Origin of the sequence: Mesorhizobium sp. M7A.F.Ca.CA.001.04.2.1, from assembly GCF_003998485.1 — a bacterium.
Classification (GTDB): domain Bacteria; phylum Pseudomonadota; class Alphaproteobacteria; order Rhizobiales; family Rhizobiaceae; genus Mesorhizobium; species Mesorhizobium ciceri.
The window spans coordinates 1-24,503 of the sequence record NZ_RZQT01000058.1; the positions used below are offsets into that span (position 1 = coordinate 1).

Consider the following 24,503-nt stretch of genomic DNA (forward strand, 5'->3'; position numbering starts at 1 on the left):
GGTGAGGAGTGGTCCGCGCAGCGGACGGAAAGCCAATTGCTTGGCTTTCCGAACGACGAACGCCCGGAGCGACGGCGAAGGGCCGGGTCCGGCAGGACAGAGGGGGGCGCCGCAGGGTGCCGTCATCTATCGTTGGCATTGTTGCTTACAGCCGTATCGCTCGTATTGCCCGCCCCCGCCTGCGCACACGCCTCCGACCGGGGCCACGTCCTGCTGTTGCCGACCGGCTACTATCTGGCCGGAGGCGCTTTCGCCGTGGCGATCAGCTTCCTCGTCCTGGCGCTGCTGCCGGCGGCTTCGCTTGACCGCTTCTGGCGCCGACGCCTGCCGCTGTTCACCTTCGGCGACAGCGCCCGCGCCGCCATCAGCCTGATATCCTTTGCCGGCTTTGCAATTCTCATCGCCGCCGGCCTTTTCGGCAGCCGCGACCCGCTTTCAAACCCGCTGCCTCTGGTGATCTGGACCCTTTTGTGGGCCGGCGTCACGCTGTTGCAAGGCCTCTTCGGCGATCTCTGGTCATGGCTGAACCCCTGGTATGGACCATGGCGTATCGCCTCGCGCCTGTTCGGGACCGGGACATGGCGCCTGCCCCGATGGGTCGGCTGCTGGCCTGCGGCCATCTTGTTCTTCGCCTTTGCCTGGTTCGAACTCATCGATCCGGCGCCCGACGATCCGGCGCGTCTGGCCGTGGCCGCCGGCCTCTACTGGCTATTCTCTTTCCTCGCCATACTGGCGTTCGGCTATCGCGGCTGGAGCCGCAGCGGCGAATTCCTGACGGTCTTCTTCTCCATGGTGGCGCGTTTCGCAATTGTGGTACGGAACGAACGTGGCCGGCTTGCCCTGTGCTGGCCGGGCGCCAAGCTGCTGGCCGCGGAGCCCTTGCCGGCCAGCGGCATGGCTTTCCTGCTGCTCGCCCTGTCGTCGGTGTCCTTCGACGGCCTGTCGAAAACCTTCTTCTGGCTCGGCCTGTTCGCCATCAACCCGCTCGAATTTCCCGGCCGCACGGCGCTGATCGGCAGCGGCACTTTCGGGCTGATCCTGACATTCGCGCTGCTGGCGGCGGTGTTCCTGCTTGCCGTCTGGCTCGGCCAACGTCTTGCCGGCAGCGACCACATTCTTAACCAGGCGGCCGGTCAGCTGGTGTGGTCGATCGTGCCGATCGCGCTTGCCTATCACATTGCGCATTATCTGACGGCGCTGCTCGTCGACGGCCAATATGCGCTTGCGGCACTTTCCGATCCGTTCGCGATGGGCTGGAACCTGTTCGGCACCGCCGATATGCAGATCGAGGCCGGCATCGTTGCGGGGGCGGACTCTGCGTGGTGGCTGTGGAATATCCAGGCCGGCGCCATCATCCTGGGCCATGTGCTCGCCGTCCTCGTCGCTCACGGCTTCGCCTGGCGCCTGCACCCACAGCCCTCCCGCGCGGCCCTCAGCCAGTTCCCGCTTACCTTGCTGATGATCGCCTACACCGTCTTCGGCCTCTGGTTGCTTGCCACGCCGACTGTCGGATGAGAAAAGGCGACCAGCATGCCTTCGGGGAAAGCCCGCTTGCCACGTCGGGGCTTTGGTGATTTAGTTTGTACACATGCGATTTTTTGCCTCGTTGCAGCCAGTCAAAACTCAAAAACAGGGGAACTGCCGTGACTGACAAGAATGGGTTTTTCGATCTCTCCAGATCCACGCTCACCCGCCGCACCGCACTGAAGGGTCTGGCCGCAGGCGCCGGCCTCGGCCTTGCCCCTGGCTTCGTCCGCTATTCCCAGGCGCAGAGTTCGGCGCCGATCAAGATCGGCTTCCAGTCGCACCGAACCGGCATCGGCGCCGCCTATGGCCGCTGGTACGAAAAGACCACAGCTGCCGCGGTCAAGGCGATCAATGCCGCCGGCGGCATCAATGGCCGTCAGGTCGACGTGATCATCGAGGATGACGGCACCGATCCCGGCCGTGGCGCCGAGGTGGTCGGCAAGTTCGCCACCCAGCACAAGACCGACATCGTCTTCGGTACGCTGTTTTCACATGTCGTCATCGGCTCGGCGCCCGCCGCCGGCGAAAACAAGATGCCCTATTTCGTCGTCAGCGAAGGCCATCACGTCGCCTCGACCAAGCTGAACCGCTATGTCTTCCAGCCCGGCATCACCGACGTGAAGAGCCAGATCCAGTCGATGGCCCCGTGGATCGCGGCTAACGCCGGCAAGAAGGTGACGCAGATCTTCCCGGATTTCGCCTTCGGCTACGACCACCGCGACTACCTGCCGCCGGCGCTGAAGGCGCAAGGCGGCGAGGTCATCGCGCAGATCGCCATCCCGCCGACGGAATCGTCCTTCACCAAGTATTTTCCGCAGATCCCGGCCGAGACCGAGGTGATCTACCACGTCATGGTCGGCCCGGCCGTGCTCACCTTCGTCAAGGAGCTTGGTGAGTTCTACGGCTCCAACCGGCCGCAATTGTTCGGCTTCATCGATTCGCTCGAAGCCACCGACATCAACAGCCCCGGCCTCGAATTCCTCGATGGCAGCCATTTCTGGGAAGGCTCGCCGCGCTATGCGCAGGCCGATGATTCCGAGGCGCAGAAGGCCTATCGCGCTGCTGTCGGCATCGACGACAATGGCGCCGCCGTCGGCGACCCCAAGGACGTCTCCACCGCCGCCCACATGTTCGGCTGCTGGGAAACGCTCTACGTCGTCAAGAAGGCGATGGAGGACGCCGGCTACAAGGGACCGGAAGACCGCGCCAAGCTGGTCGAGGCGACCGAGGCGCTGACCGAATTCGCCGAAGGTCCGGAACATCCGCAGGGACCGAAGACCTTCAACGGCAAGATCCACCAGTGCTTTGGCATCCAGAACATCTCCAAGATCGAAGGCGGCAAGCTCAAGGTCGTGCACAAGACCAAGATCGAGGACGGACTTTACGAGGCCGAAGGGGATTATACGACGCAGGCGCTGTGAGCTGCTCCAGCACAAGCGTGAGCGCCAGGCCGCCCCCCTCTGTCCTGCCGGACCCGGCCCTTCGCTGTCGCTCCGGGCGTTCGTCGTTCGGAAAGCCAAGCAATTGGCTTTCCGTCCGCTGCGCGGACCACTCCTCACCCCCCGCAAGGGGCGCGATTGCGCTATCGCTGGGCGTGTAGCATGCACTTCGGTCCCCACCTCCTCCTCGCCGCCCTCGAAGGCCTCGTCACCTCAGCCGTGCTGGCGCTGACCGCGCTCGGCCTGTCCTTGGTGTTCGGCGTCATGCGGGTGGTCAATGTCGCGCATGGTGAGTTCTTCATGCTGGGCGCCGTGCTCGCCTGGGCGATCACCACAGCCATTGGCGGCCATCCCGCGCTCGGCTTCCTGGCCGCACTTGTGATTGCTCCGCTGATCGTCGGCGCCATTGCGCTGGTCGCCGAACGGCTGGTGCTGCGCCGGCTCAACTACAATCCGGAAGCCACCATCGTCGCCACCATCGGCATGCTCTACATCATCCAGCAGCTGGCGCTGACCTTCTACGGTCCGGAGGCGCGGCCGGTGGAGCCGCCGTTCAGCTACCGTATCCTTTTGCCGTGGTTCGGCTACTCCGGCTACAAACTGTCTGTCATCGCCGCCTCCGCGCTGCTGCTCACCGCGACATGGCTGGTGCTGACGCGCACCAGGATCGGCCTCGTCATGCGCGCCACGCAGTATGACAGCGAGACGGCGCAGGCCTTCGGCATCCCCGTCGGCCGCGTCTATGGCGGCGTCTTCGCGCTTGGCGCCATGCTGGCGGCTATTGCCGCAGTGCTGATCGTGCCGATCAGCCAGGCGCATTATCTGATGGGGCAGGACCCGCTGCTGCTCTCCTTCATCGTCGTCATCATCGGCGGCCTCGGCTCGCTGCGCGGCACGGTCGTCGCCGCCGTGCTGATCGGTCTCTCCGACGGCATCATCTCGATGTTCTTCTCGCCGACGCTGGCCAAGATCATCGCCACGCTGCTGGTCGCCATGGTGCTGGTGTTCCGTCCGCAAGGCTTGTTCGGGACGAGGTCGCGATGAGCGAAGCTTCGCCGGTAAAAGCCTATGCCCTGCATCTCGGCGTCGTCGGGCTGCTTTTCGTGCTGAGCTTCCTTCTGCCGGAATACTATCACGGCCTGCTCGCCCGCATCATGGTGCTGGCGGTGTTCGCCATGGGCTACAACATGCTGTTCGGCTATGTCGGCCTGCTCAGCCTCGGCCATGCCATGTTCTTTGCCGCCGGGCTCTATGGCGCCGGCCTTGCCGTCATCCAGCTCGGCTGGAGCGTACCAGCGGCGTTCGCCGCCGGGCTTGCCTGTGGTGTTGTTGTGTCACTCGTGATCGGCCTGCTGGCGCTGCGCACCACGGGCGTCGCCTTCATGATCGTCACCATGATGTTCGCGCAAGTGTTCTACCTCCTCATCCTCTACTTCGCGACGTGGACCGGCGGCGACCAGGGCATGGTCGTGCCGCAGCCGGCCCGTGTGCTCAGCTTCGGCGCGACATCGCTCGAGCTCACCAATCCGACCGTTCGCTACATGACAGCGCTGGCGCTGTTTTCGATCGTGCTGCTCGTCACATTGGGCATCGTCCGCTCCCGCTATGGCCGCGTGCTGGTCGCCATCCGCGAAAATGAGGAGCGCACGAAGATGCTCGGCTACGACACGTTTTCGAACAAGCTCGCCGCCGTCGTCATCTCCGGCATCATCTGCGCGGCCTCGGGTGCCGCCTATGCGCTGCTGTTCGGCTATGTCGGATCGAGCTTCGCGTCGGTGCAATATTCGATCCTGCCGCTGCTGTGGGCGCTGCTGGGCGGTGCTGCAACAACGCTCGGGCCGCTGATCGGCACGCTGTTCATGTACTATGTCATCGATATCACCAGCGGCTACACCTCCGCCTATCTGCTGATTGTGGGCATCGCGCTGATCCTGCTTGTGCTGTTTTTCCCCAAAGGCATTCTGGGCAGCATTAGGCAGCGCTGGCTCGGGTGGCTGCCATGATGCCGCTTTTGACCACCAAGGGCCTTTCTCGCGACTTCGGCGGCCTGCGTGCCGTCGACCGTGTGGATTTCTCCTTGATGCCGGGCGAAATCCGCGCCGTGATCGGCCCCAATGGAGCGGGGAAGACCACCTTCGTCAGCCTGGTCAGCGGCCGCATCCAGCCGTCTGCCGGCATGATCGTCTTCGACGGCGCCGACATCACCAATCTGCCTGCCTATGTCAGGGTCCGCAGGGGGATCGCCTACACCTTCCAGCTCACCAGCGTCTATGCCAACCTGTCCGTCTACGCCAACGTCGCGCTGCCCGCGCAACTGACGCTGCGGCATGGCAGCCATTCCAGGAGCGCGATACAGGCCGCTGTCATGACCGCACTCGAACGCACCGGCCTGGCCGATCGCGCCCACATGCCGGCCGGGCAGTTGTCCTACGGCCATCAGCGCCTGCTGGAAGTGGCGATGGGCCTGGCGCTGAAGCCGCGCCTGCTGATCCTCGACGAGCCGACGCAAGGGCTGGCCGACAGCGAGATCGACAATTTCGTCACCCTGGTGCGCGAGATCGCCAAGAATGCCACCGTGCTTCTGATCGAGCACAACATGCCTGTCGTCATGCAGCTGGCCGACCGCATCACTGTCTTCAATGCCGGCAAGATCCTCGCCGAAGGCACGCCCGAAGCGATCCGCGAAAACGCGGCGGTGCAGGAAGCCTATCTGGGGACTGCCCCATGACCGAGGCAAACCAGGCCGAGGCCACGCCTCAAGCACTCACCATTTCGGGGCTCGACTGCTTCTATGGCGAGGTCCAGGTGCTCTATGGCCTCGACCTGGTGCTGAACAAAGGCGAGGTGCTGTGCCTGTTCGGCCGCAATGGAGCCGGCAAGACGACGACACTCAAGGCCATCATGGGGCTGGTTCCCTCGAGCGCCGGCTCGATCAGGCTCGATGGCAAGGAGTTGACCGGCCTGCCGGCGCATGAGGTGCCCAAGGCCGGCGTCGCCTATGTGCCGCAGGGAAGGCGACTGTTCGCCGAAATGACGGTGGCGGAAAACATCGAGATCGGCCTGATGGCGCGCGGCAAGGGCAAGGCGACGCGTGAAAACGTGCTCGACCTCTTTCCATTGCTGCGCCAGCGGCTGCGGCAGCGTTCCGGCACACTGTCCGGCGGCGAACAGCAGATGCTGGCGATGGCGCGTGCACTCTGCCTCGAACCGCAGGTGCTATTGCTCGACGAGCCGACCGAAGGGCTGATGCCGTCGATGATCGCCAAGATCCGCGAGACGGTGTCGACGCTGCGTGACATGGGCGTGTCGACCATCCTGGTCGAACAACGGGTCGATGCAGTGCTTTCTGTCGCCGACCGCGTTGCCTTCGTCGAAAACGGCCGCAACCGCGAGACGGTCGATGTCCAAGAACTGCGCGCCGATCCGTCAGCGGTGCGCCGTTATGTCGGCGTGGGTTGATCAGCCGAAGAACAGAAAACCCGCTACCAAAAATGTCGGGATCAGCACCAGGCCCGACCATGCCATATAGCCGAAAAAGCCCGGCATCTTCACGCCGCGATGTCGGGCGATGGCGTAGACCATGAAGTTCGGCGCATTGCCGATATAGGTGTTGGCGCCCATGAACACCGCGCCGGCCGAGATCGCGGCAAGCGTCGAAGCGAACTCCGTCATCAGGTGCCGGGGGTCACCGCCGGCAAGCTCGAAGAACACCAGATAAGTCGGCGCATTGTCGAGGAAGGATGACAGCGCCCCGGTCAGCCAGAAATAGGCGAGATCGTTGGGTTGGCCGGAGGAAGAACTCACAAGCGACACCAGCGGCGCCAGCGCACCCTCATGGCCTGCCCTGAGGATGGCGATGACCGGCACGATGCAGATGAAGATGCCGGCAAACAATTTGGCCACCTCTGCTATCGGACCCCAGTTGAAGCCATTGGCCTCGCGGTATTCCTTGCGCGAAATGACAAGTGAAACGAGGGCGAGCGCCAGGATCATGGCGTCGCGCACCAGATTCTGCAGTTCCAGGCTGACGCCGAACACGGAGAAGCTGACGCCCGGCTTCCAAGCCGCCGATAGTAGGATGGCGCCGATCACCCCCGCCAGCAGCGGAAGGTTGGCCAGGCCGCGCAGGCGCACCTTGGTATCCGGTGTCGGGTCCTTGATCTTCGGCGCGCCAGCCTCGCGCCGGTGCAGGATGATGTCGATCACCAGAAAAACGCCCAGCACGACACCGCCGACGAACAGCGTCTCGCGCCAGAGGTTCGTCGTCGTCCAGAAGAAGTCGACGCCGCGCAGGAAGCCGACGAACAGCGGCGGATCGCCAAGCGGCGTCAGCGAGCCGCCGATGTTGGACACCAGGAAGATGAAGAAGATAACGACATGGGCGTTGAACGGCCTGTTATCGTTGGCGCGGATGATCGGCCGGATCAGGATCATCGAGGCACCGGTCGTGCCGATCACCGAGGCCAGCAGCGCGCCGACCAGCAGCAGGCCGGCATTCACCAGCGGCGTGCCGTGAATGTTGCCGGCAAGGAGAATGCCGCCGGAAATGGTGAACAGCGCAAACAGCAGGATGATGAACGACATGTATTCGGTGAGCAACGCATGCAGCACCGCTTCGGTCGCTGTGGGGACACCGAAGGCAACCGCCAGCGGCAGGATCACCAGAGCGCCCCAAAGGGCCGCGATCTTGCCGTAGTGATGCTCCCAGACATGAAGAAACAGCAGCGGACCAGTGGCGATCGACAACAGCAGCCCGGCAAAGGGCAGCGCCCACCACAGCGACATCGAAGCGCCGGGCAGGCCGTGTTCCTCCGCCCCGAAAGCCTGTGCCGGAAACAGCACGGCCACGACGATTGCCGCCTTCGTCGCGACCCACAAAAAGCCCCTCTTGCGCCTCACGATCCGTCAGTCCGACAAAGGGTCTTCGAGCCTCACGCCGGCGTCGCGCATGCGCTGCAGCATGGCATGGAGCGAACCGTTGAGATCGATGCCGCGGCAGGCATCCAGCCGCAGTGTGGTTTTGAAGCCCTGGCTGACGGCATCCAGCGCCGAAAAGCCGACGCAGAAATCGGTCGCCAGCCCGACCAGGGTCAGCGTGTCGATGCCGCGCTCCCGGAGGTAGCCGGCAAGGCCGGTCTGGGTCGTGCGGTCGTTCTCGAAGAAGGCCGAGTAGCTGTCGATATCAGGCCGAAATCCCTTGCGAATGACGAGCTCGGCCTTGGTCCAGGCGAGGCCGGAATGGAAATCCGAGCCCAGGCTGCCCTGGATGCAGTGGTCCGGCCACAGCGTCTGCTGGCCGTACGGCATTTCGATCATGGTGAAGGGCTGCGCGCCCGGATGGCTGGAAGCAAAGCTGGAGTGACCGGCGGGATGCCAGTCCTGCGTCAGCACGACATGGTCGGTTCGCCGGATCAGGTCGTTGACCAGCGGCACGATCTCGTCGCCGCCGGCAACCGCCAGCGCGCCGCCGGGACAAAAATCGTTCTGCAGGTCGATGACGACAAGCGCTTCGTCGGCCATGGGCTTTCCTCTTCCGTATGCAGGCTCCAGTGGAAAATGCCGCTGACGCGACCGGACGCAGAAACTTGACCAGATGGCCGGCCGCGTCAACCTCTCAAGCCATAACAAATGCGTGCCGGCGGCGCCGCGGCAAACTCCGGCTTTGACAAATCCTGCCAGCTTGATATCATTTGCATACGAATGAATTTTCCGACCCTGTGCTGGAAGGATCTTTCTAAGTACCAGCTCTGGAAGGCCTCTTTTCGGGAAGGCAAAGCGTGATCCGTTACGCGAAACCCACCTCGGTCGACGAAGCGCTCGCTTTGCTTGGCGAGGGCGCCTGGCGCATCCTTGCCGGCGGCACCGATTTCTATCCGGCACAGGGCAGCAAACCGATCCGCGACAATGTTCTCGACGTTAACGGCCTGGCGGCGCTTTGCGGCATTGCCGAGACGAGCGACCATTTCGTCATCGGCGCGCGCACGACCTGGACCGACATCGTCCGCCATCCCTTGCCGCCGGCCTTCGAGGCGCTGAAGCAGGCGGCGCGAGAGGTCGGCTCGGCGCAGATCCAGAACGTCGCCTCGGTCGCCGGCAATCTCTGCAACGCCTCGCCTGCCGCCGACGGCGTGCCGGCCCTGCTCGTCCTCGATGCCGAGGTCGAGCTGCGCTCGGTGGCAGCGACGCGGCACCTGCCGTTGCAGGACTTCATTCTCGGCAATCGCCGCACGGCTCTGCTGCCCGGTGAGATGGTCACGGCGATCCGCGTGCCGAAGCCCAGCGGCACGTCGGCTTTCGTCAAGCTCGGCGCCCGGCGCTACCTCGTCATTTCCATTGCCATGGTGGCGGCACGTCTGGCCGTCGACAATGGCACCGTCCGGCAAGCGGCGGTCGCGGCCGGCTCCTGTTCGGTGGTGGCCAAGCGGCTGGCCGGCGTCGAAGCCGCGTTGTGCGGGCTGCCGGTGGATGGCGAGCTTGCCGATGCGGTCCTGTCCGCGCCGATGAGCGAACTGTCGCCGATCGCCGATGTGCGCGGCAGCGCCGAATACCGGCTTGATGCAGTGCGCGAGATTGTTGCCCGCGCCGTGCTTGCGGCTGTGGGGCGGACGACTGGCGAAGAGGTGGCGGCATGAGCCAGGTTCAACCTGACGTGCGTGAAGCAGTGCCCGACCTGGGCGCCGTTCGGCCTGCTCGCGGCCCGGAGCGCGTTGACATCGCCTTCGAGGTCAATGGCAGCGCCGTATCGGTCAATGTGCCGCCGCTGCGCCGACTGTCCCTGGTGCTGCGCGACGAACTGGGGCTGACCGGCACCAAGGTCGGCTGCGATGCCGGCGATTGCGGCGCCTGTACGGTGCTGGTCGACGGCGATCCCGTCTGCGCCTGCCTGATGTCGGCGGCGTCCGCTGCCGGCGTATCGGTGACGACAGTTGAAGGGCTTGCCAACGGCCGGCTGTCGACGCTGTCGACGTTGCAGGCCTCTTTCCTTGCCCATGGCGCGGCGCAGTGCGGGATTTGCACGCCCGCTCTGTTGGTTGCGGCGACGGCTCTGCTGGAGAAGAAGGCGAGCCCCACCGAGGTCGAGGTACAGGACGCGCTCGGCGGAATTCTGTGCCGCTGCACCGGCTACCGGAAGATCATTGCCGCAGTGATGGATGCCTCCCTGCAGGCAGCAAGCCTGGATTTCCGCTTGCCCCGGTCAGGCCACGCGATCGGTTCCTCGCCCATCCGGCTCGATGGCGTGCCGAAAGTCACCGGGGCTGAGAAATTCGGCAGCGATTCCTTCCCCGCCGATGCACTGGCGGTGCTGGTGGTCCGCTCTCCGCATTATCACGCCAGCTTCGCCTTCGGTGACCTCGATGGCTGGGCGAAGGCACATCCCGGCGTTGCCGGCGTCTTCACCGCAGCCGACATTCCGGGAAAAAACTGTTTCGGCGTCATCGGCCCGTTCGCCGACCAGCCGGCACTGGCCGAAGGGTTTGCCCGCCTTCGCGGTGAGGCGGTGGCGTTGGTCGCTGGCGAGCGCGAGGCGATGCTCGATATCGACCTCTCGGATTTTCCGATCCGCTGGACCGAATTGCCGCATGTTCTCCAATCCTGCGAAGCGCGCGCCGGCGGTGCCAAGCTCATCCATGAGAACAGACCGGCAAACCTGCTGACCTCCGGCTTCGTCGAACGCGGCGATCCGGAAGGGGCCCTTGCCGGTGCAGCGTTCACGGTTTCCGGCGTCATCGACACCTCCTATGTCGAGCACGCCTATATCGAACCGGAAGCCGGCTATGCCTATGTGGACGGCGACACGCTGGTCGTCGTCGCCTGCACCCAGGCGCCCTATATGGACCGCGACGAGACGGCGAAGGTGCTCGGCCTTGCCGTCGACAAGGTGCGCATCGTGCCGACCGCGACCGGCGGCGGTTTCGGCTCGAAGCTCGACGTCTCGCTGCAGCCGCTGATCGGCCTTGTGGCGATGAAGACAGGGCGGCCGGCGGCACTTGCCTACACCCGCACCGAATCGATGATGTCGACCACCAAGCGCCATCCGGCCGAGATGAAAGCGACCATCGGCGCCGATGCCGACGGCCTTGTCACCGGCATGATTTTTGAAGGCGATTTCAACACCGGCGCCTATGCAAGCTGGGGCCCTACCGTGGCCAACCGCGTGCCGGTGCACGCCTCCGGACCCTACGCGACGCCGAACTACCGCGCCGAAGGCCGCGCCATCCATACGCATGGGCCGATCTCCGGCGCCTTCCGCGGCTTCGGCGTGCCGCAAGCGACGATCATGCAGGAGACCCTCTATGATGAGCTGGCCGGCAAGCTCGGCATGGACAGGCTCGATTTTCGCTTGAAGAATTGCCTTCGTAACGGCTCCGAAACGGTCACAGGACAGCTTCTGGACTCCGGCGTCGGCATTGCCGAATGCCTCGAATCGCTACAGCCGCATTGGGCGCGCGCGGCGGCCGATGCGGAGGCATTCAACAGTGCCAACACAGATAGAAAGCGCGGCGTCGGCGTCGCGTCCTGCTGGTATGGCTGCGGCAACACCTCGCTGCCCAATCCGTCGACCATCCGGGTCGGCATCGCGGCCGGCGGCACGGTCATCCTGCACCAGGGCGCGGTCGATATCGGCCAGGGTTCGAACACGGTCATCGCCCAGATCTGCGCCGACGCACTCGGCCTGCCGCTGGAGAGATTCCAGCTGAAGAGCGCCGATACATCAATTACTCCCGATGCCGGCAAGACATCGGCCTCGCGCCAGACCTTCGTCACCGGCAAGGCGGCCGAGAAGGCCGGCCGCGCCTTGCGTGAAAAGATTCTGCGTTTCGCCAATGTTTCGGAAAAAGCCGCTCTCCAACTCGACGGCCCGGCGATCGTCATCCGCGAGGGAGAAGCCACCCGCCGCATCGATCTCACGACGTTGGACCTGGATGCCCAGGGCTTCGTCTTCCGTGCCGAGGAGAGCTACGACCCGCCGACGCTGCCCCTCGATGCCAAGGGCCAGGGCAAACCCTACGCCGTTTACGGCTATGGCGCGCAGATTGCCGAGTTGGAGGTCGATCTCAAGCTCGGCACGGTGAAGCTGATCAAGATCACCGCCGCGCATGATGTGGGCAAGGCGATCAACCCGCTGCTGGCCGAAGGCCAGATCGAAGGCGGTATCGCGCAAGGCATCGGCATGGCGCTGATGGAAGAGTACATCCCCGGCCGCACGGAGAATCTGCACGATTATCTCATCCCGACCATTGGCGACGTGCCGCCGATCGAGACCATCCTGATAGAAGTTCCGGATCCGGAAGGACCCTTTGGGGCCAAGGGTTTGGGCGAGCATGTGCTGATCCCGACGGCGCCGGCAATCCTCAACGCCATCCGCCACGCCACCGGCGTTCTGATCACCAAGGTTCCGGCGACGCCGACGCGTATCCGCGCTGGCATCCGCGAAAGAGATGGCATCCGCGAAAAGGAGGCACGCCGATGAGCGAGCTTGCCGAACGCTTCGAGACCCATGATCCCGGCGAGAAGCTGGTGGCGGAGAAGATCCGCTGCGATGCCTGCCCGGTGATGTGCTACATATCAGATGGGCGCACCGGCGCCTGCGACCGCTACGGCAATGTCGGCGGCAGGATCGTGCGGATGGACCCGCTGACCATCCTCGACCATGCGGCCGAGGCCGGCGCGGCAATCGTGCCGTTCGTCGCCGAGGGCGAACAATGGGACGGCGAACTGGTCAACACCGGCCGCCGCTTCGTCACCGCCATCGGTGCCGGCACCACCTATCCCGACTACAAGCCGGCGCCGTTCATCGTCAGCCAGGAAGTCGAAGGCGTCGATCTCGTCACCGTCGTCACGGAAGGCATTTTTTCTTACTGCGGCGTCAAGGTGAAGATCGACACCGACCGGCATATCGGACCCGAGACGGCTATTGTGCGATCGCAAGGCGAGGCAATCGGCCATGTCACGACGGGCGAGTATGGCTCGCAGATGCTGTCGCTGGGCGGCGTGCATCATCTGACCGGCGGCTCGAAGGCCGAAGGACGCGCCACCTGCGACGCGCTGCTCAATCTGTGCAACCGCAAGCCGGTGGAACTCGCCATCGACGGCGGCGCCACCATAACAGTCGAAGCCGGCAAAGCGCCTGTCATCGACGGCAAGCAGGAACATCGCATGCGCGTCGGCTGCGGCTCGGCGACCATCGGCATGTTCGCCACGCAATGGCGCGGCCTTGTCGACGAGGTGGTGGTGGTCGACGACCACATCACCGGCGTCGTTTCCGAGCATCAGGCCGGCAAGGTGCTGGGCTGGCAGGACACAGGGATAAAGATCATCGGCCGCCGTTCGACGCCGGGCCGCTATTTCAAGGTGTCCGAGCCAGGCGTCGGCTGGGGCGGCACCAGCATTTCAGACCCGCTGTCGATCCTTGGCGAGTGGAACGCCAAGAAGGGTGCGCGGCCGGGCCTGTCGCTGCTGATGGTTTCGACCACCGGCGAGCAATTCGCCTATTACGAGCTCGACGACGAGTTGAAGCCGGTGCAAAAACCGTTTCCGGAACGGCTGCAAAAATCGGTCGGCCTGATCGAGGACAATTGCGAGCCGGCTTTGTGCACGGTGCTGTTCATCGGCGGCGCCGGCGGTTCGCTGCGCGCCGGCGTCACCGAAAACCCGGTCAATCTCACCCGCTCGGTTCAGGGCCTGACCACCTATGTCACGGTCGGCGGCGCGCCGGTCTATGTCTGGCCGGGCGGCGGCATCACGCTGATGGTCGATGTCACACGGGTGCCGGAAGGCGCCTTCGGCTATGTGCCTACACCGGCGCTGGTGGCGCCGATCGAATTCACGCTGCGCCGCGACGACTATGTCAGGCTCGGCGGGTACGAGGCCGAGATCCGCAGCGTCGAGGATATTGTCGCAAAAGGCGGTGAGTACCTGAATCCGCGCCGCGGCACAGGCGCCGAAACCAACAATCCATGGCCGCCACTCGCGCAGCTACGTCGTGCCGGCTCGAACGGGGCCGGGTGATGCAAGGCCCGCAAGCGCATTGGCTGCAGGACGGCAAGCGGCTGCATCTCAACCACGGACCGATCGACCTGATCGTCGAGGTTTTTGGTGAGGCGGATGAATGCCGCCGAGCCTATGAACAGGCCATAGCGCGGTTCCAGACGATCCTGGTGGAGCTGGTCGAGGAACTCCCCGAATTGCGGCTGCCGGCGTTTTTCCTGGCGCCGCGCACCTTCGCCGGCCCGACGGCGCGCCGCATGGAGGCCGCCGTCACGCCCCTGGCGGAATGCTTTATAACTCCGATGGCGGCCGTCGCGGGATCGGTAGCCGACGAAATGCTCGCCGCATTGCTTGCCGGTCGCAAGATCGAGCGCGCCTATGTCAACAATGGCGGCGACTGCGCGCTCCATATCGGCAAGGGCCAGTCGATGGGTCTGGCGGTAGCCGGTACCGGCAACGGCATGGCCGACCGGATCACGATCCGCGCGGAAGATGGCGTTCGCGGCGTCGCCACCAGCGGTTGGCGTGGCCGCTCCTTCTCGCTTGGCATTGCCGACGCCGTCACCGTTCTGGCGCGGACCGGCGCCGAAGCCGATGCGGCGGCGACGCTCATCGCCAACGCGGTGGACCTGCCCGGCAATCCCGCCATCAAGCGCATTTCCGCACACGAACTGTCGCCCGACAGCGATCTCGGCTCGCGGCTGGTGACGCAAGGCGTCGGCACGCTTGCCTTTGGCGAAGTGGCGCGCGCGCTGGACAATGGCCTTGCCGTCGCCGAAGATTTTCGCCGGCGGGGGCTTATTGCCGGGTCGGCGCTGTTTCTCGGCGGCGAGATCCGCATCAGTGGCTCGGTTGCGCTTGCCGCGCCCAACGAAACTTCGAGGGAGGAAGTTGCCCATGCCTGAGTTTCCGATCCGCAAGATCGCGGTTCTGACCGAAGAGATCTTTCACGAGGGCGGGCCGGTGGCCAAGGTGCCGCGCCGCCGTGCCGCCGCCATGGCGCTGGTAAAGAACCCGTTCGCCGGGCGCTATGTCGAGGAGCTGCAGAGCGCCATGGACGATCTCAAGCCGCTCGGCCTGCTGCTCGCCGACCGGCTGATCGCGGCGCTCGGCGGCGACGTCAAGCAGATCGACGGCTACGGCAAAGGCGCCATTGTCGGCACCGCAGGTGAGCTGGAACACGGCGCGCTCTGGCATGTGCCCGGCGGCTACGCCATGCGCGAGCGGCTCGGCGACGCCAAGGCGATCGTGCCGTCGGCCAAGAAGGTCGGCGCTTTCGGTTCGAAGCTCGACGTGCCGCTCGGCCACATCAACGCCGCCTATGTGCGCAGCCATTTCGACGCCATGGAAGTCGGCATGTCCGATGGTCCGCGCCCCGACGAGATCCTGTTCTGCCTCGCCATGACTTGTGGTCCGCGCATCCACGATCGCATGGGTGGTCTCGCGGCCGATGACATCAAAGCCTGGGATGGGCTGCGGTGAGCGGCGAGGACAATCTGCTCAAGCTGGTCGAGGTCGAGGCGCCGGACGACCAGGATTACCTCCTGCAGGAGCAGGTCGGCTTCATCCTGCGCAAGGCGCATCAGCGCCATGTCGCGATCTTTGCCGCGCATATCGGCGATCTGACGCCGCCGCAATTCGCGGCGTTGGCCAAGCTGCGTGACGTCGGCGAGACCTCGCAGAACCAGCTCGGCACGCTGATCGCGATGGATGCGGCGACGGTGAAGGGCGTCATCGACCGGCTGAAGGCGCGCGGCCTGGTCGAGCTTTCCAGGCACGAGGTCGACAAAAGACGGCTGCTGGTCAATCTGACCGCGGCAGGCCGCGAAGCCATCGAGCGCCTGATCCCGCTGGCGCGCGAGATCACAAAGGAGACGCTGGCGCCGCTCTCGGCCAAGGAGATCGCCACCTTCATGAAGCTGCTGGTGAAGCTGGCTTAGACCCGCCGGGCGCCAAAGGAGGCACCCGGCAGGAAGTTTGCCTCAGAGGCCGTTGTCCTTCAGCACCTGGGCGGCGTTTTCCTTGGTGATCTTCTCGGTTGGCAGGGTAATGGTCTTTTCGACTTTCTCGCCGTTGAGGAACTTGATCGCCTGGCGCAGGCCTTCGGCACCGGGAGTGACATAGGTGAAGGTCGCCGTCAGCTCGCCCTTGTTCACCATCTGCACGCCTTCATTGGGCAGGCCGTCGATACCAATGAACTTGATGTCCTTCTCGCGGCCGACATCCTTGGCGGCGAGATAGGCGCCATAGGCCATCGGGTCGTTGTGGCCGTAGACGAGATCGATCTTCTCGTTGCTCTTCAGCGCGTTGGCCATCAGATTGTAGGCCTGGTCCTGCTTCCAGTCGCCCGATTGCTGGTCAAGCAGATATTTGATGCCCGGCTCCTTGTCGGTGAATTCGTGAAAGCCGTCATGGCGGTCATGCGCCGGCTGGGTGCCCATGCCGCCCCAGATCTCGACGACATTGCCTGCAGCCTTGCCCTTGCCGCCCAGCAGTTCGACGGCATATTCGCCGGCCGCGCGGCCGAACAGCGCGTTGTCGCCGCCGACGAACTGCGTGTAGTCCTTGGTGTCGACATTGCGGTCGAGCACGAAGACCGGGATCTTGGCGTCGATCGCCTGCTGCACGACGCCGGTCAGGCCGGCCGATTCCTTCGGTGACACCAACAGCGCATCGACCTCCTGGCGGATCAGGTTCTCGACATCGGCGACCTGCTTTTCGGTCTTGTCCTCGCCGTCGGTGATGATCAGCTCAACCTCGGGGTGCTTGGCGGCTTCGGCCAGGATGTCTTTGTTGAACTGCGCGCGCCAGGGCTCGATGGTCGTCACCTGCGAGAAGCCGATCTTCCACTTCTTGTCCTGGGCATAGGCATTGCCGGTGGTCAGCAGCGCGGTGGTGGTCAGCAGTGCCGCGGTCACGGCGGCAAGCTTCAGCATGTCACGTCGTTTCATTTTTTGTTTCCTCCGAGATTGAGAGACGGTGTCTCTTGCGACGGCCGCTTTGCCGCGGCCGTTTCCTTGTGCGCCGATTGCCCGCCGGGCAGGCGCAGATAGGCCAGGAGATCACCGGCATTGCGCTCCTGCACGAGCACGGTGCCGATGATGATCATCCCCTTCAGCACCAGCTGAAGGTTCGAATTGATGTTGTGGAGCTGCAGGATGTTGGAGAGCAGACCGAAGATTAGCACGCCGCAGAACGTGCCGATGAGGCTGCCGCGCCCGCCCATCAGGCTGGTGCCGCCTATGACCACAGCGGCAATGGCGTCGAGCTCCAGCCCGGCGCCGGCATCCGGCTTGCCTTGCCGGTACTGCGCGACATAGAGCACGGCGGCAATGCCGGCGAGCAGCCCGGAGACGGCATAGGTGGCGATCTTGACGCGGCCGGCGGCGATGCCGGAGAGGCGCGCCGCCTCCTCGTTGCCGCCGATGGCATAGACATAGCGGCCGAACGGCGTGAAGCGCAGCACCGCGCCGTAGATCACGATGGCGCCGAGGAAGAACAGGCCCGGCATCGGGATGATGCCGAACACCAGCGAGCGCAGGATCTCGAAATCGGCGGTGGCGTTGGAGCCGGTATAGACCGGCAGCACCGCATTGTTCTGGCCGGCGGTCAGCCGTGCGATGCCGAGCGCCGTCACCATCATAGCCAGGGTGACGATGAAGGGCTGCAGCCGTCCGGCAACGATGATGAAGCCGTTGAGCGCGCCGAACAGCAAACCAACGCACGGCGCCACCAGCAGCACGCCGAGCACGCCGAATTTCGGCTCGATCTGCGGCAGCAGAAACCACAGCGACAGGCAGCACAAGACCACGCCGACGACGGCGGGCGTGATCAGGCCGCGAATCCCGTCCAGCCTGATCTCGCGGACGAGATCGGCGCCGGCACGGGACTTTGCCAGGTTCTGGAAGATGAAGCGGGTGACGACGAAACCGAGGCAAAGCGCCACCAGCGCGACGGTCGGCACGCCCAGCACGACGCCCGGCGTCACGCCTGGGACCGTCAGCAGCATGGCACAGACCACCGAGCAGATGGCCATCAGCGAGCCGACGGAGAGATCGATGCCGCCGGTGACGATGACAGCCGTCATGCCGGTGGCGATCAGCCCGGTGGTCGAGACCTGGCGCAGCACGTCGAGCAGGTTGCCGTAGGAGAGGAAGATGTTGTTGCCCTTGGAACTCATCGGCGAGCCCAGCACGCCGATCAGGAAGATGGCGATCAGGCCCCAGTAGAGCTTGGTACGGGACAGGAGTTTCAGGGCAGTCATGCGGCTGGTCTCGATATGGTCCTGCGCGGGGCGGCGAGACGCATGATGGCCTCCTCGCTGGCCGCGTCGCGGGAAAGAATGCCTGTCTGGCGGCCATCGGCCATCACCAGGATGCGGTCGGAGAGATGCAAAAGCTCCGGCAGTTCGGAGCTGATGACGGCGATGGCCAGTCCATCGCGCGCCAGCTTGAAGATCAGGTCGTAGATCTCGCGTTTGGCGCCGACATCGATGCCGCGCGTCGGCTCGTCCAGCAAAAGCACCCTCGGCCTGGTCGCCAGCCACTTTCCGATGACGACCTTCTGCTGGTTGCCGCCCGACAGCGTGCCGGCGGGCTGGTCGATGTCCCGGCAGCGGATGCCGAGCGCCTTGACCGCCTGCCGCGCCAGCCCCTGCTCGCCGGCCAGCGAGCGGATGCCGAAGCGGGACAGCGAGCCGACCAGCGGCAGCGCGACATTGTCTGCGATCGAAGCCTGCAGATGCAGGCCTTGCGTCTTGCGGTCCTCGGTGACCAGTGCAATGCCCAGCCGCCTTGCGTTGCGGGGCGAACGGATATCCACAGGCCGGCCGTCGACCTGGATTTCGCCACCGGTGCGGCCATCGCTCGAGCCGAAGATCGCTTCCAGGATCTCGGTTCGGCCCGAACCCAGCAGCCCGCCAATGCCGAGGATCTCTCCGGCGGCAAGATCGAAGCCAACGCCGTCGATCACCGTGCGCCAGCCATGCGCATCGGGCTTCGACAGCGACAGGTTTTCGACCGAAAGCACAATGTTGCCGCCGGAGTGGCGCTCTTCCTGGGAGGAAGCGAGCAGGTTGCGTCCGACCATCGCCGAAATGATCGCATCTTCGTCCAGCCTGGCCATCGGCTCGGTCAGTACATGGCGCCCGTCGCGAAACACGGTGACGCGGCTGGCCAGATGCATGACCTCGTCGATGCGGTGCGAGATGTAGACGATGGCGACACCGCTCTCGGCAAGCTGGCGGATGATGCGGAACAGCCGCTGGCATTCGGCCGGCGACAGCGCCGAGGTCGGCTCGTCCATGATCAGGATGCGTGCCGACATCGACAGCGCCTTGGCGATCTCGACCAGCTGCTGCTCGCCGACACGCAGGGCACCGACGCGGGCTTGCGGATCGAGCTCGATGCCGAGCCGCTGCAACAAAGCGCCCGCCGCGCGGCTGCTTGCCTTGCGGTCGACAATCAGCCCGGCGATCAGCTTCTCGCGGCCAAGGAAGATGTTGTCGGCGACGCTGAGTTCGGGCACCAGGTTGAGCTCCTGATGAATGATGGCAATGCCGGCATCCTCGGCGTCGCGTACGCCAGCGAAATTGACAGGGTGGCCATCGACGCTGACCGTGCCTTCATAGCCGGTGTAGACGCCGGAGAGGATCTTCATCAGCGTCGACTTGCCGGCGCCGTTCTCGCCCATCAAGGCATGAACCTCGCCGCGCCGCAGCTCGAAGCCGACATCGACCAGGGCGGCGATGCCGCCGAAGCTCTTGGAAATATGCTCGGCGCTCAGAACGGTGTCCGACCGATCGGCAGCGCCGTGCTGCGGGGAAAGGGAACTGCTCTCTCGCATGACAATGGCGGCCTCCCTTCCGTCCTCGTCAACTTCCCGCAAACGCTAATCTAAACGTTTCGATCATGTCAAGCTGATATGAGGTGCCGCATGTTTACTGCATTTCGATTCTTGCTAAAAAGGACAGGATTCCGTACGTATTGGCCGGCAAGGGTGGCGAAACGTTTCGAAAATGACAGCATCAGGGCAAAAAAAACACCGGAAATCCACCGCGCCCACCATGCTTCATGTGGCTGAAGCGGCGCGTGTTTCTGTCGCCACCGTTTCGGCGCTGATCAACGGCACGGCGACGGTCAGTCCGGAGCTTAGCCAGCGCATCGAACAGGCGATCCGCGATATCGGCTACAAGCGCAACGCGATCGCCCGCAGCCTGAAGATGGGCACGACCCGCACGATCGGACTGACCGTGCCGCACATCACCAACCCATTCTTCACCGATGTCGTCTCGGTCATCCAGCAGGCCTTCGACCGGGCCGGCTATGCCGTCATGCTGTGCTGCACGGACGAGGATTTGAACACCCAGGACGATCAGATCAAGCTGCTGCTCGATCGCATGGTCGACGGGCTGATCGTGGCGCGCGTCGGCGACGGCGCGATCCTCAAGCGGATCGTCGACGACGCCAACGTGCCGGTGGTGCTGCTCGATCGTATCTGCAAAGGCGTCGACACCGATGCCGTGGTGCTGGACAACCAGCGCGCGGTGTTCGACGCCATCACCTATCTGATCAATCTCGGCCACCGGCGCATCGGTTACATCACCGGCACGTCGGACATTTCGCCGATGCATGACCGCATGGCGGGATATCGCGAGGCGCTTCACGCCGCCGGCCTGCCGATCGCGGAGGAGCTGATCCGCTTCGGCAATTTTCATGAGATCGACGGCTACAACGCGACCATGCAGATGCTGTCCTCGCACGATCGGCCAAGCGCGATCTTCTCGGCCAACAACCCGATGGTGATCGGCACCATGAAGGCGATCCGCGACATCGGCCTGTCCTGCCCGGAAGACATTTCGGTTGCCTGCTTCGACGACTTTCCATGGTCCGACGTGTTTCAGCCGCAGCTGACCACCGTCGCGCAGCCGGTGCAGGCGATCGGCGAACAAGCGGCCAATCTGCTTCTCGACCGTCTCGCCGGCAACAGGGACGCGCCGCCGCGCAAGCTTTTTCTCAAGGGTCGGCTGATGATCCGCAATTCCTGTCGCCCGCTCGGGGCGATTGCGCAGAGCGTGAGCGCGTAGTCTTTCGCCCAGCGTATATTCCTGTCAGGACTTGTCAGGCCGCCTGCGACAGCGATTTGTGCGCCTCGGCCAGGATCTCGAACGACCGTACCCGCGGCGCATGATCAAAAATCTGCGCGGTGACCATCAGCTCGTCGGCACCGGTGCGGCGCACGAAGGCATCGATGCCTTGCCGCACCGTTTCCGGGGAGCCGACGACGGCGCAGGACAATGCCTGGCCGAGCATGGTCTTTGCCATCGGATCGAGATCGCGGTCATAGTTCTCGACAGGTGGCGGCAGCCGGCCGGCACGGCCGGTGCGCAGATTGACGAAAGCCTGTTGCAGCGAGGTGAACAGCAAACGAGCCTCGGCATCGGTGGGCGCGGCAAAGACGTTGAGGCCAAGCATGACATGCGGCTTGTCGAGCTGCTCGGAGGGCTGGAAGCGCGAGCGGTAGACATCCAGCGCGTGATCCAGATCCGCCGGCGCGAAATGCGAGGCGAAGGCATAGGGCAGGCCGAGCATGGCGGCAAGCTGCGCGCCGTAGAGGCTGGAGCCAAGGATCCAGACCGGCACGCCCTGGCCTTCGCCGGGCACGGCACGGATGCGCTGGCCTTCCTCGGCCGGCTGGAAATAGCCCATCAACTCGACGACATCCTGCGGGAAATTGTCGACCCCGGCCTCGAGATTGCGGCGCAAGGCGCGGGCGGTACCCATGTCGGTGCCGGGCGCCCGGCCGATGCCGAGATCGATGCGGCCCGGATGCAATGCGGCCAGCGTGCCGAACTGCTCGGCAATCACCAGCGGCGAATGGTTGGGCAGCATGATGCCGCCGGCGCCGACACGAATGGTCTTGGTGCCGCCGGCGACATGGGCAATGACGACGGCTGTGGCGGCACTGGCAATACCCGGCATGTTGTGATGCTCGGCCAGCCAGAAACGCTTGTAGCCCAGGCGCTCGGCATGGCGGGCAAGATCGAGCGAATTGGCCAGCGACTGCGAGGCATCGCTGCCTTCGACGATCGGCGACAGGTCGAGAACGGAAAGGTCGGTCATGGGTGGGATCCTGTGTCAGGACCGCATGTAGGAAGCATCCGGCGGCGCCGCAAATTCAAAAATATTGATCAGCCTTTGACAGCTTCGGAGTCGGCGATGTCGTCCTCCTCGACGACAACCGCGTGCTGCGCGGCGAGAAAATTGCCGACATGGCTGAGCCCATCGAAATGATCGCAGAACACCTTGATGACGACCAGCAGCGGCACCGCCATCAGGGCGCCGACGAAACCCCACAGCCATGACCAGAAGGCGATGGCGATGAAGATCGCCACGGCGTTGATCTCGAGGCGCCTGCCGACCACCATCGGCGTCACGAACTGGCCTTCGACGATGTCGCACAAGATCACGAAGGCCGGCGCCAGAAGCGCGTAGAAGATGGTATCGAAGCTGATCAACGCCATGACCGTGACAAGCACGATGGTGATCAGTGCTCCGACATAGGGCAGGAAATTGAGCAGGGCGGCAGCAACGCCCCAGACCAGCGGATTGGGTACGCCGAGCGCCCAAAGACCGAGAGCGATGACCGTGCCGAGGCCGGCATTGATGATGGTGACGGTGAGCAGATAGTGCGAGATTTCGCGTTCGACGTCATAGACGACGCGCAGCGCCCGCTTCTTTTCGCTGAGGCTGGCGAAGGACTGGATGATCTTTTCATAAAACATCGTGCCGGAGGCGAGCAGGAACAGCGACAGCACGAAGATGATGGTGAGGCCTGTTCCCGCCGACAGGATGTTGCTGGCGGCCGCCGACAGGATGCCGGACTGCGCTACCGCCACCTTCTGAATGCCCGACTCCTGCGAGGTCTCGGTCAGTTGTTCGATCTGATGCGAAATCTGCATGATCTTCTCGAGCGGCTGTCGCAATTGCGCCAACCGTTCGGTGAGCTTCTGGCCGATCGACGAGGTGTTGTTGATAAGATCGATTATCGGGCCACTGAGCAGATAGCCGGCGGTGGCGAACACACAGAGGGACAACAGCACCAGAAGGGTTGCCGAGATCACTTCCGGGATACCGTGCTTGCGCAGCAGCCGGACGATCGGCGTCAGCGTCAGCGCAAGCAGGAAAGCCAGAAGCACTGGCATGAAGAAAGCGCGGGCGAAATAAAGCGCGTAGATGGCCATGAAGAGAAAGATGCCGATCAGCAACGAGCGCATCAGACGCGTGTCGGCGCGAGCCGCGACGCGCGAATCCGGTTCATCGGAAACGTCCTGACCCCAGGCTGTGGGTTCGGTTTTCATGGTCACCCCTCAAGCCGGCGCCCCTTCGCACGGCAATCGCCTCCATGAAACGCAGAGTTACGGGCGAGGGTTCCATGAGCCGGCTTCGGGATTGAGGCCGCTCGCGCCGGCTCCGGGTCAGGCTGCCGGCGACGTGACGGCTGTGGCGGGCTTGGCTGTTTCCTTGCGAACGATCGGCGCCACCCTGGTGCCGTAGAGTTCGATCGCCTTCATGATCTTGGCATGCGGCATGGTGCCGATCGCCATCTGCAGCAGGAAGCGGTCATTGCCGAAGATCTTGTGCTGGGCGACGATCTTTTCAGCCACTTGCTCGGGACTGCCGACGAACAGGGCGCCTGTGGGGCCGCGCGACTGGTCGAAATGCGCCCGCGAGGTCGGACCCCAGCCGCGCTCGCGGCCGATGCGGTTCATCACCTCCGCCTGCGGGCCGTAGAAATCGTCCGCCGCCTGCTCGGTCGTCTCGGCGATGAAGCCGTGCACGTTGATGCTGGTGGCAAGGCCCGCCGGATCACTGCCGGCGCGTTTGGCGGCTTCGCGGTAGAGATCGAACAGCGGCGCGAAACGCGCCGGCTCGCCGCCAATGATGGCGAGCGCCAGCGGCAGGCCGAGCGCGCCAGCGCGGGCGGCAGACTGCGGCGTGCCGCCAATGGCGATCCAGACCGGTAGCCTGTCCTGGAAGGGCCGGGGATAAACGCCGCGATCGTTGATCGGCGCACGCAGATTGCCCGACCAGGTGACCTTCACGCTGTCGCGGATGGCAAGCAGCAGATCCAGTTTTTCGGCGAACAGCTCGTCATAATCCTCGAGGTTGAAACCGAACAGCGGGAAGGATTCGATGAACGAGCCGCGCCCGGCCATGATCTCGGCGCGGCCGCCCGACAGAAGATCGAGCGTGGCAAATTGCTGGAAAACGCGCACCGGGTCATCGGAAGACAGAACGGTGACCGCGCTGGTCAGCTTGATGCGCTTCGAACGCTCGGCCGCCGCGGCCAGGGCCACGACTGGTGCGGAGGCGGCATAGTCGGGCCGGTGATGCTCGCCGAGGCCGAAGACGTCGAGGCCGACCTGGTCGGCCAGCTCGATCTCCTCGATCAGGTTGCGCAGCCGCTCATGCGGGCCGATGGCACCGGGGCCCGGCTGCGGGCTGACGTCGGCGAATGTGTAGAGACCGAGTTCCATTTGATGTCATC

General features: G+C 64.4%; 21 protein-coding genes. 13 read left to right on the plus strand and 8 right to left on the minus strand.

The window, feature by feature from the left end:
* Nucleotides 1-132: 132 nt before the first annotated feature.
* The 6 genes from EN955_RS19055 (at nucleotide 133) to EN955_RS19085 (ending at nucleotide 6,425) form a co-directional block, all read left to right on the plus strand.
* Nucleotides 133-1,515 carry a hypothetical protein gene (locus tag EN955_RS19055; RefSeq protein ID WP_196815381.1) on the plus strand — a complete coding sequence of 461 codons (1,383 nt, stop codon included), beginning with the start codon at nucleotides 133-135 and terminating at the stop codon, nucleotides 1,513-1,515.
* Nucleotides 1,516-1,643: 128 nt separating this feature from the next.
* On the plus strand, nucleotides 1,644-2,948 hold the full coding sequence (locus EN955_RS19060) for an ABC transporter substrate-binding protein (RefSeq protein ID WP_024502061.1): 1,305 nt from the start codon (nucleotides 1,644-1,646) through the stop codon (nucleotides 2,946-2,948).
* A gap of 180 nt (nucleotides 2,949-3,128) precedes the next feature.
* On the plus strand, nucleotides 3,129-4,010 hold the full coding sequence (locus EN955_RS19070; protein WP_013528443.1) for a branched-chain amino acid ABC transporter permease: 882 nt from the start codon (nucleotides 3,129-3,131) through the stop codon (nucleotides 4,008-4,010).
* Nucleotides 4,007-4,969: a branched-chain amino acid ABC transporter permease gene (locus EN955_RS19075; RefSeq protein WP_024502062.1), complete on the plus strand. Its 963-nt coding sequence runs from the start codon at nucleotides 4,007-4,009 to the stop codon at nucleotides 4,967-4,969. The genes EN955_RS19070 and EN955_RS19075 overlap by 4 nt, the downstream gene beginning before the upstream one ends.
* Nucleotides 4,966-5,694 carry an ABC transporter ATP-binding protein gene (locus EN955_RS19080; protein WP_024502063.1) on the plus strand — a complete coding sequence of 243 codons (729 nt, stop codon included), beginning with the start codon at nucleotides 4,966-4,968 and terminating at the stop codon, nucleotides 5,692-5,694. The genes EN955_RS19075 and EN955_RS19080 overlap by 4 nt, the downstream gene beginning before the upstream one ends.
* Nucleotides 5,691-6,425, plus strand: a complete 735-nt coding sequence (locus tag EN955_RS19085) for an ABC transporter ATP-binding protein (RefSeq protein WP_024502064.1) — start codon at nucleotides 5,691-5,693, stop codon at nucleotides 6,423-6,425. Before EN955_RS19080 ends, EN955_RS19085 begins: the two co-directional genes overlap by 4 nt.
* Here EN955_RS19085 and EN955_RS19090 read toward each other — a convergent pair whose 3' ends face one another.
* Together EN955_RS19090 and pncA are read right to left on the minus strand one after the other, a co-directional pair.
* Nucleotides 6,426-7,844: a sodium:proton antiporter gene (locus EN955_RS19090; RefSeq protein ID WP_024502065.1), complete on the minus strand. Its 1,419-nt coding sequence runs from the start codon at nucleotides 7,842-7,844 to the stop codon at nucleotides 6,426-6,428.
* A gap of 27 nt (nucleotides 7,845-7,871) precedes the next feature.
* On the minus strand, nucleotides 7,872-8,486 hold the full coding sequence (pncA, locus tag EN955_RS19095) for a bifunctional nicotinamidase/pyrazinamidase (protein ID WP_024502066.1): 615 nt from the start codon (nucleotides 8,484-8,486) through the stop codon (nucleotides 7,872-7,874).
* A 257-nt stretch (nucleotides 8,487-8,743) separates the two neighbouring features.
* Here pncA and EN955_RS19100 point away from each other — a divergent pair, with 257 nt between their 5' ends.
* From EN955_RS19100 to EN955_RS19125, 6 genes are read left to right on the plus strand one after another with little or no spacing between them, the layout of a single operon-like run.
* Complete coding sequence (locus tag EN955_RS19100; protein WP_024502067.1) at nucleotides 8,744-9,598, plus strand: xanthine dehydrogenase family protein subunit M; 855 nt, start codon at nucleotides 8,744-8,746, stop codon at nucleotides 9,596-9,598.
* On the plus strand, nucleotides 9,595-12,438 hold the full coding sequence (locus EN955_RS19105) for a molybdopterin-dependent oxidoreductase (protein ID WP_024502068.1): 2,844 nt from the start codon (nucleotides 9,595-9,597) through the stop codon (nucleotides 12,436-12,438). The genes EN955_RS19100 and EN955_RS19105 overlap by 4 nt, the downstream gene beginning before the upstream one ends.
* On the plus strand, nucleotides 12,435-13,976 hold the full coding sequence (locus EN955_RS19110) for a 6-hydroxynicotinate reductase (RefSeq protein WP_024502069.1): 1,542 nt from the start codon (nucleotides 12,435-12,437) through the stop codon (nucleotides 13,974-13,976). Before EN955_RS19105 ends, EN955_RS19110 begins: the two co-directional genes overlap by 4 nt.
* Nucleotides 13,976-14,860, plus strand: a complete 885-nt coding sequence (locus EN955_RS19115; RefSeq protein ID WP_024502070.1) for a thiamine biosynthesis protein ApbE — start codon at nucleotides 13,976-13,978, stop codon at nucleotides 14,858-14,860. The genes EN955_RS19110 and EN955_RS19115 overlap by 1 nt, the downstream gene beginning before the upstream one ends.
* On the plus strand, nucleotides 14,853-15,437 hold the full coding sequence (locus tag EN955_RS19120; protein WP_024502071.1) for an amino acid synthesis family protein: 585 nt from the start codon (nucleotides 14,853-14,855) through the stop codon (nucleotides 15,435-15,437). Before EN955_RS19115 ends, EN955_RS19120 begins: the two co-directional genes overlap by 8 nt.
* Nucleotides 15,434-15,895, plus strand: coding sequence for a MarR family transcriptional regulator (locus EN955_RS19125; protein WP_024502072.1), 462 nt, complete (start codon nucleotides 15,434-15,436; stop codon nucleotides 15,893-15,895). The genes EN955_RS19120 and EN955_RS19125 overlap by 4 nt, the downstream gene beginning before the upstream one ends.
* A gap of 42 nt (nucleotides 15,896-15,937) precedes the next feature.
* Here the strand turns inward: EN955_RS19125 and EN955_RS19130 are convergent, their stop codons facing one another.
* Genes EN955_RS19130 through EN955_RS19140 form a run of 3 tightly spaced genes read right to left on the minus strand, consistent with a single transcriptional unit; the run spans nucleotide 15,938 to nucleotide 19,799 of the window.
* Nucleotides 15,938-16,906 (minus strand): substrate-binding domain-containing protein, encoded by a 969-nt coding sequence (locus EN955_RS19130; protein ID WP_127223442.1) that lies wholly within the window; start codon nucleotides 16,904-16,906, stop codon nucleotides 15,938-15,940.
* Nucleotides 16,903-18,219, minus strand: a complete 1,317-nt coding sequence (locus EN955_RS19135) for an ABC transporter permease (RefSeq protein ID WP_024502073.1) — start codon at nucleotides 18,217-18,219, stop codon at nucleotides 16,903-16,905. The genes EN955_RS19130 and EN955_RS19135 overlap by 4 nt, the downstream gene beginning before the upstream one ends.
* On the minus strand, nucleotides 18,216-19,799 hold the full coding sequence (locus EN955_RS19140; protein WP_024502074.1) for a sugar ABC transporter ATP-binding protein: 1,584 nt from the start codon (nucleotides 19,797-19,799) through the stop codon (nucleotides 18,216-18,218). The genes EN955_RS19135 and EN955_RS19140 overlap by 4 nt, the downstream gene beginning before the upstream one ends.
* Before the next feature lie 220 nt (nucleotides 19,800-20,019).
* Between EN955_RS19140 and EN955_RS19145 the strand changes: the two genes are divergently transcribed.
* Nucleotides 20,020-21,039 (plus strand): LacI family DNA-binding transcriptional regulator, encoded by a 1,020-nt coding sequence (locus tag EN955_RS19145; RefSeq protein WP_024502075.1) that lies wholly within the window; start codon nucleotides 20,020-20,022, stop codon nucleotides 21,037-21,039.
* A 34-nt stretch (nucleotides 21,040-21,073) separates the two neighbouring features.
* On the opposite strand, the gene EN955_RS19150 is transcribed toward EN955_RS19145, so the two are convergent.
* The 3 genes from EN955_RS19150 to EN955_RS19160 all read right to left on the minus strand — a co-directional run bounded on the left by EN955_RS19150 (nucleotide 21,074) and on the right by EN955_RS19160 (nucleotide 24,492).
* Nucleotides 21,074-22,075: an LLM class flavin-dependent oxidoreductase gene (locus EN955_RS19150; RefSeq protein ID WP_024502076.1), complete on the minus strand. Its 1,002-nt coding sequence runs from the start codon at nucleotides 22,073-22,075 to the stop codon at nucleotides 21,074-21,076.
* A gap of 68 nt (nucleotides 22,076-22,143) precedes the next feature.
* Nucleotides 22,144-23,313 (minus strand): AI-2E family transporter, encoded by a 1,170-nt coding sequence (locus EN955_RS19155; protein WP_024502077.1) that lies wholly within the window; start codon nucleotides 23,311-23,313, stop codon nucleotides 22,144-22,146.
* Between the two features lie 117 nt (nucleotides 23,314-23,430).
* Nucleotides 23,431-24,492: an LLM class flavin-dependent oxidoreductase gene (locus tag EN955_RS19160; protein WP_013528461.1), complete on the minus strand. Its 1,062-nt coding sequence runs from the start codon at nucleotides 24,490-24,492 to the stop codon at nucleotides 23,431-23,433.
* Between the last annotated feature and the right edge of the window lie 11 nt (nucleotides 24,493-24,503).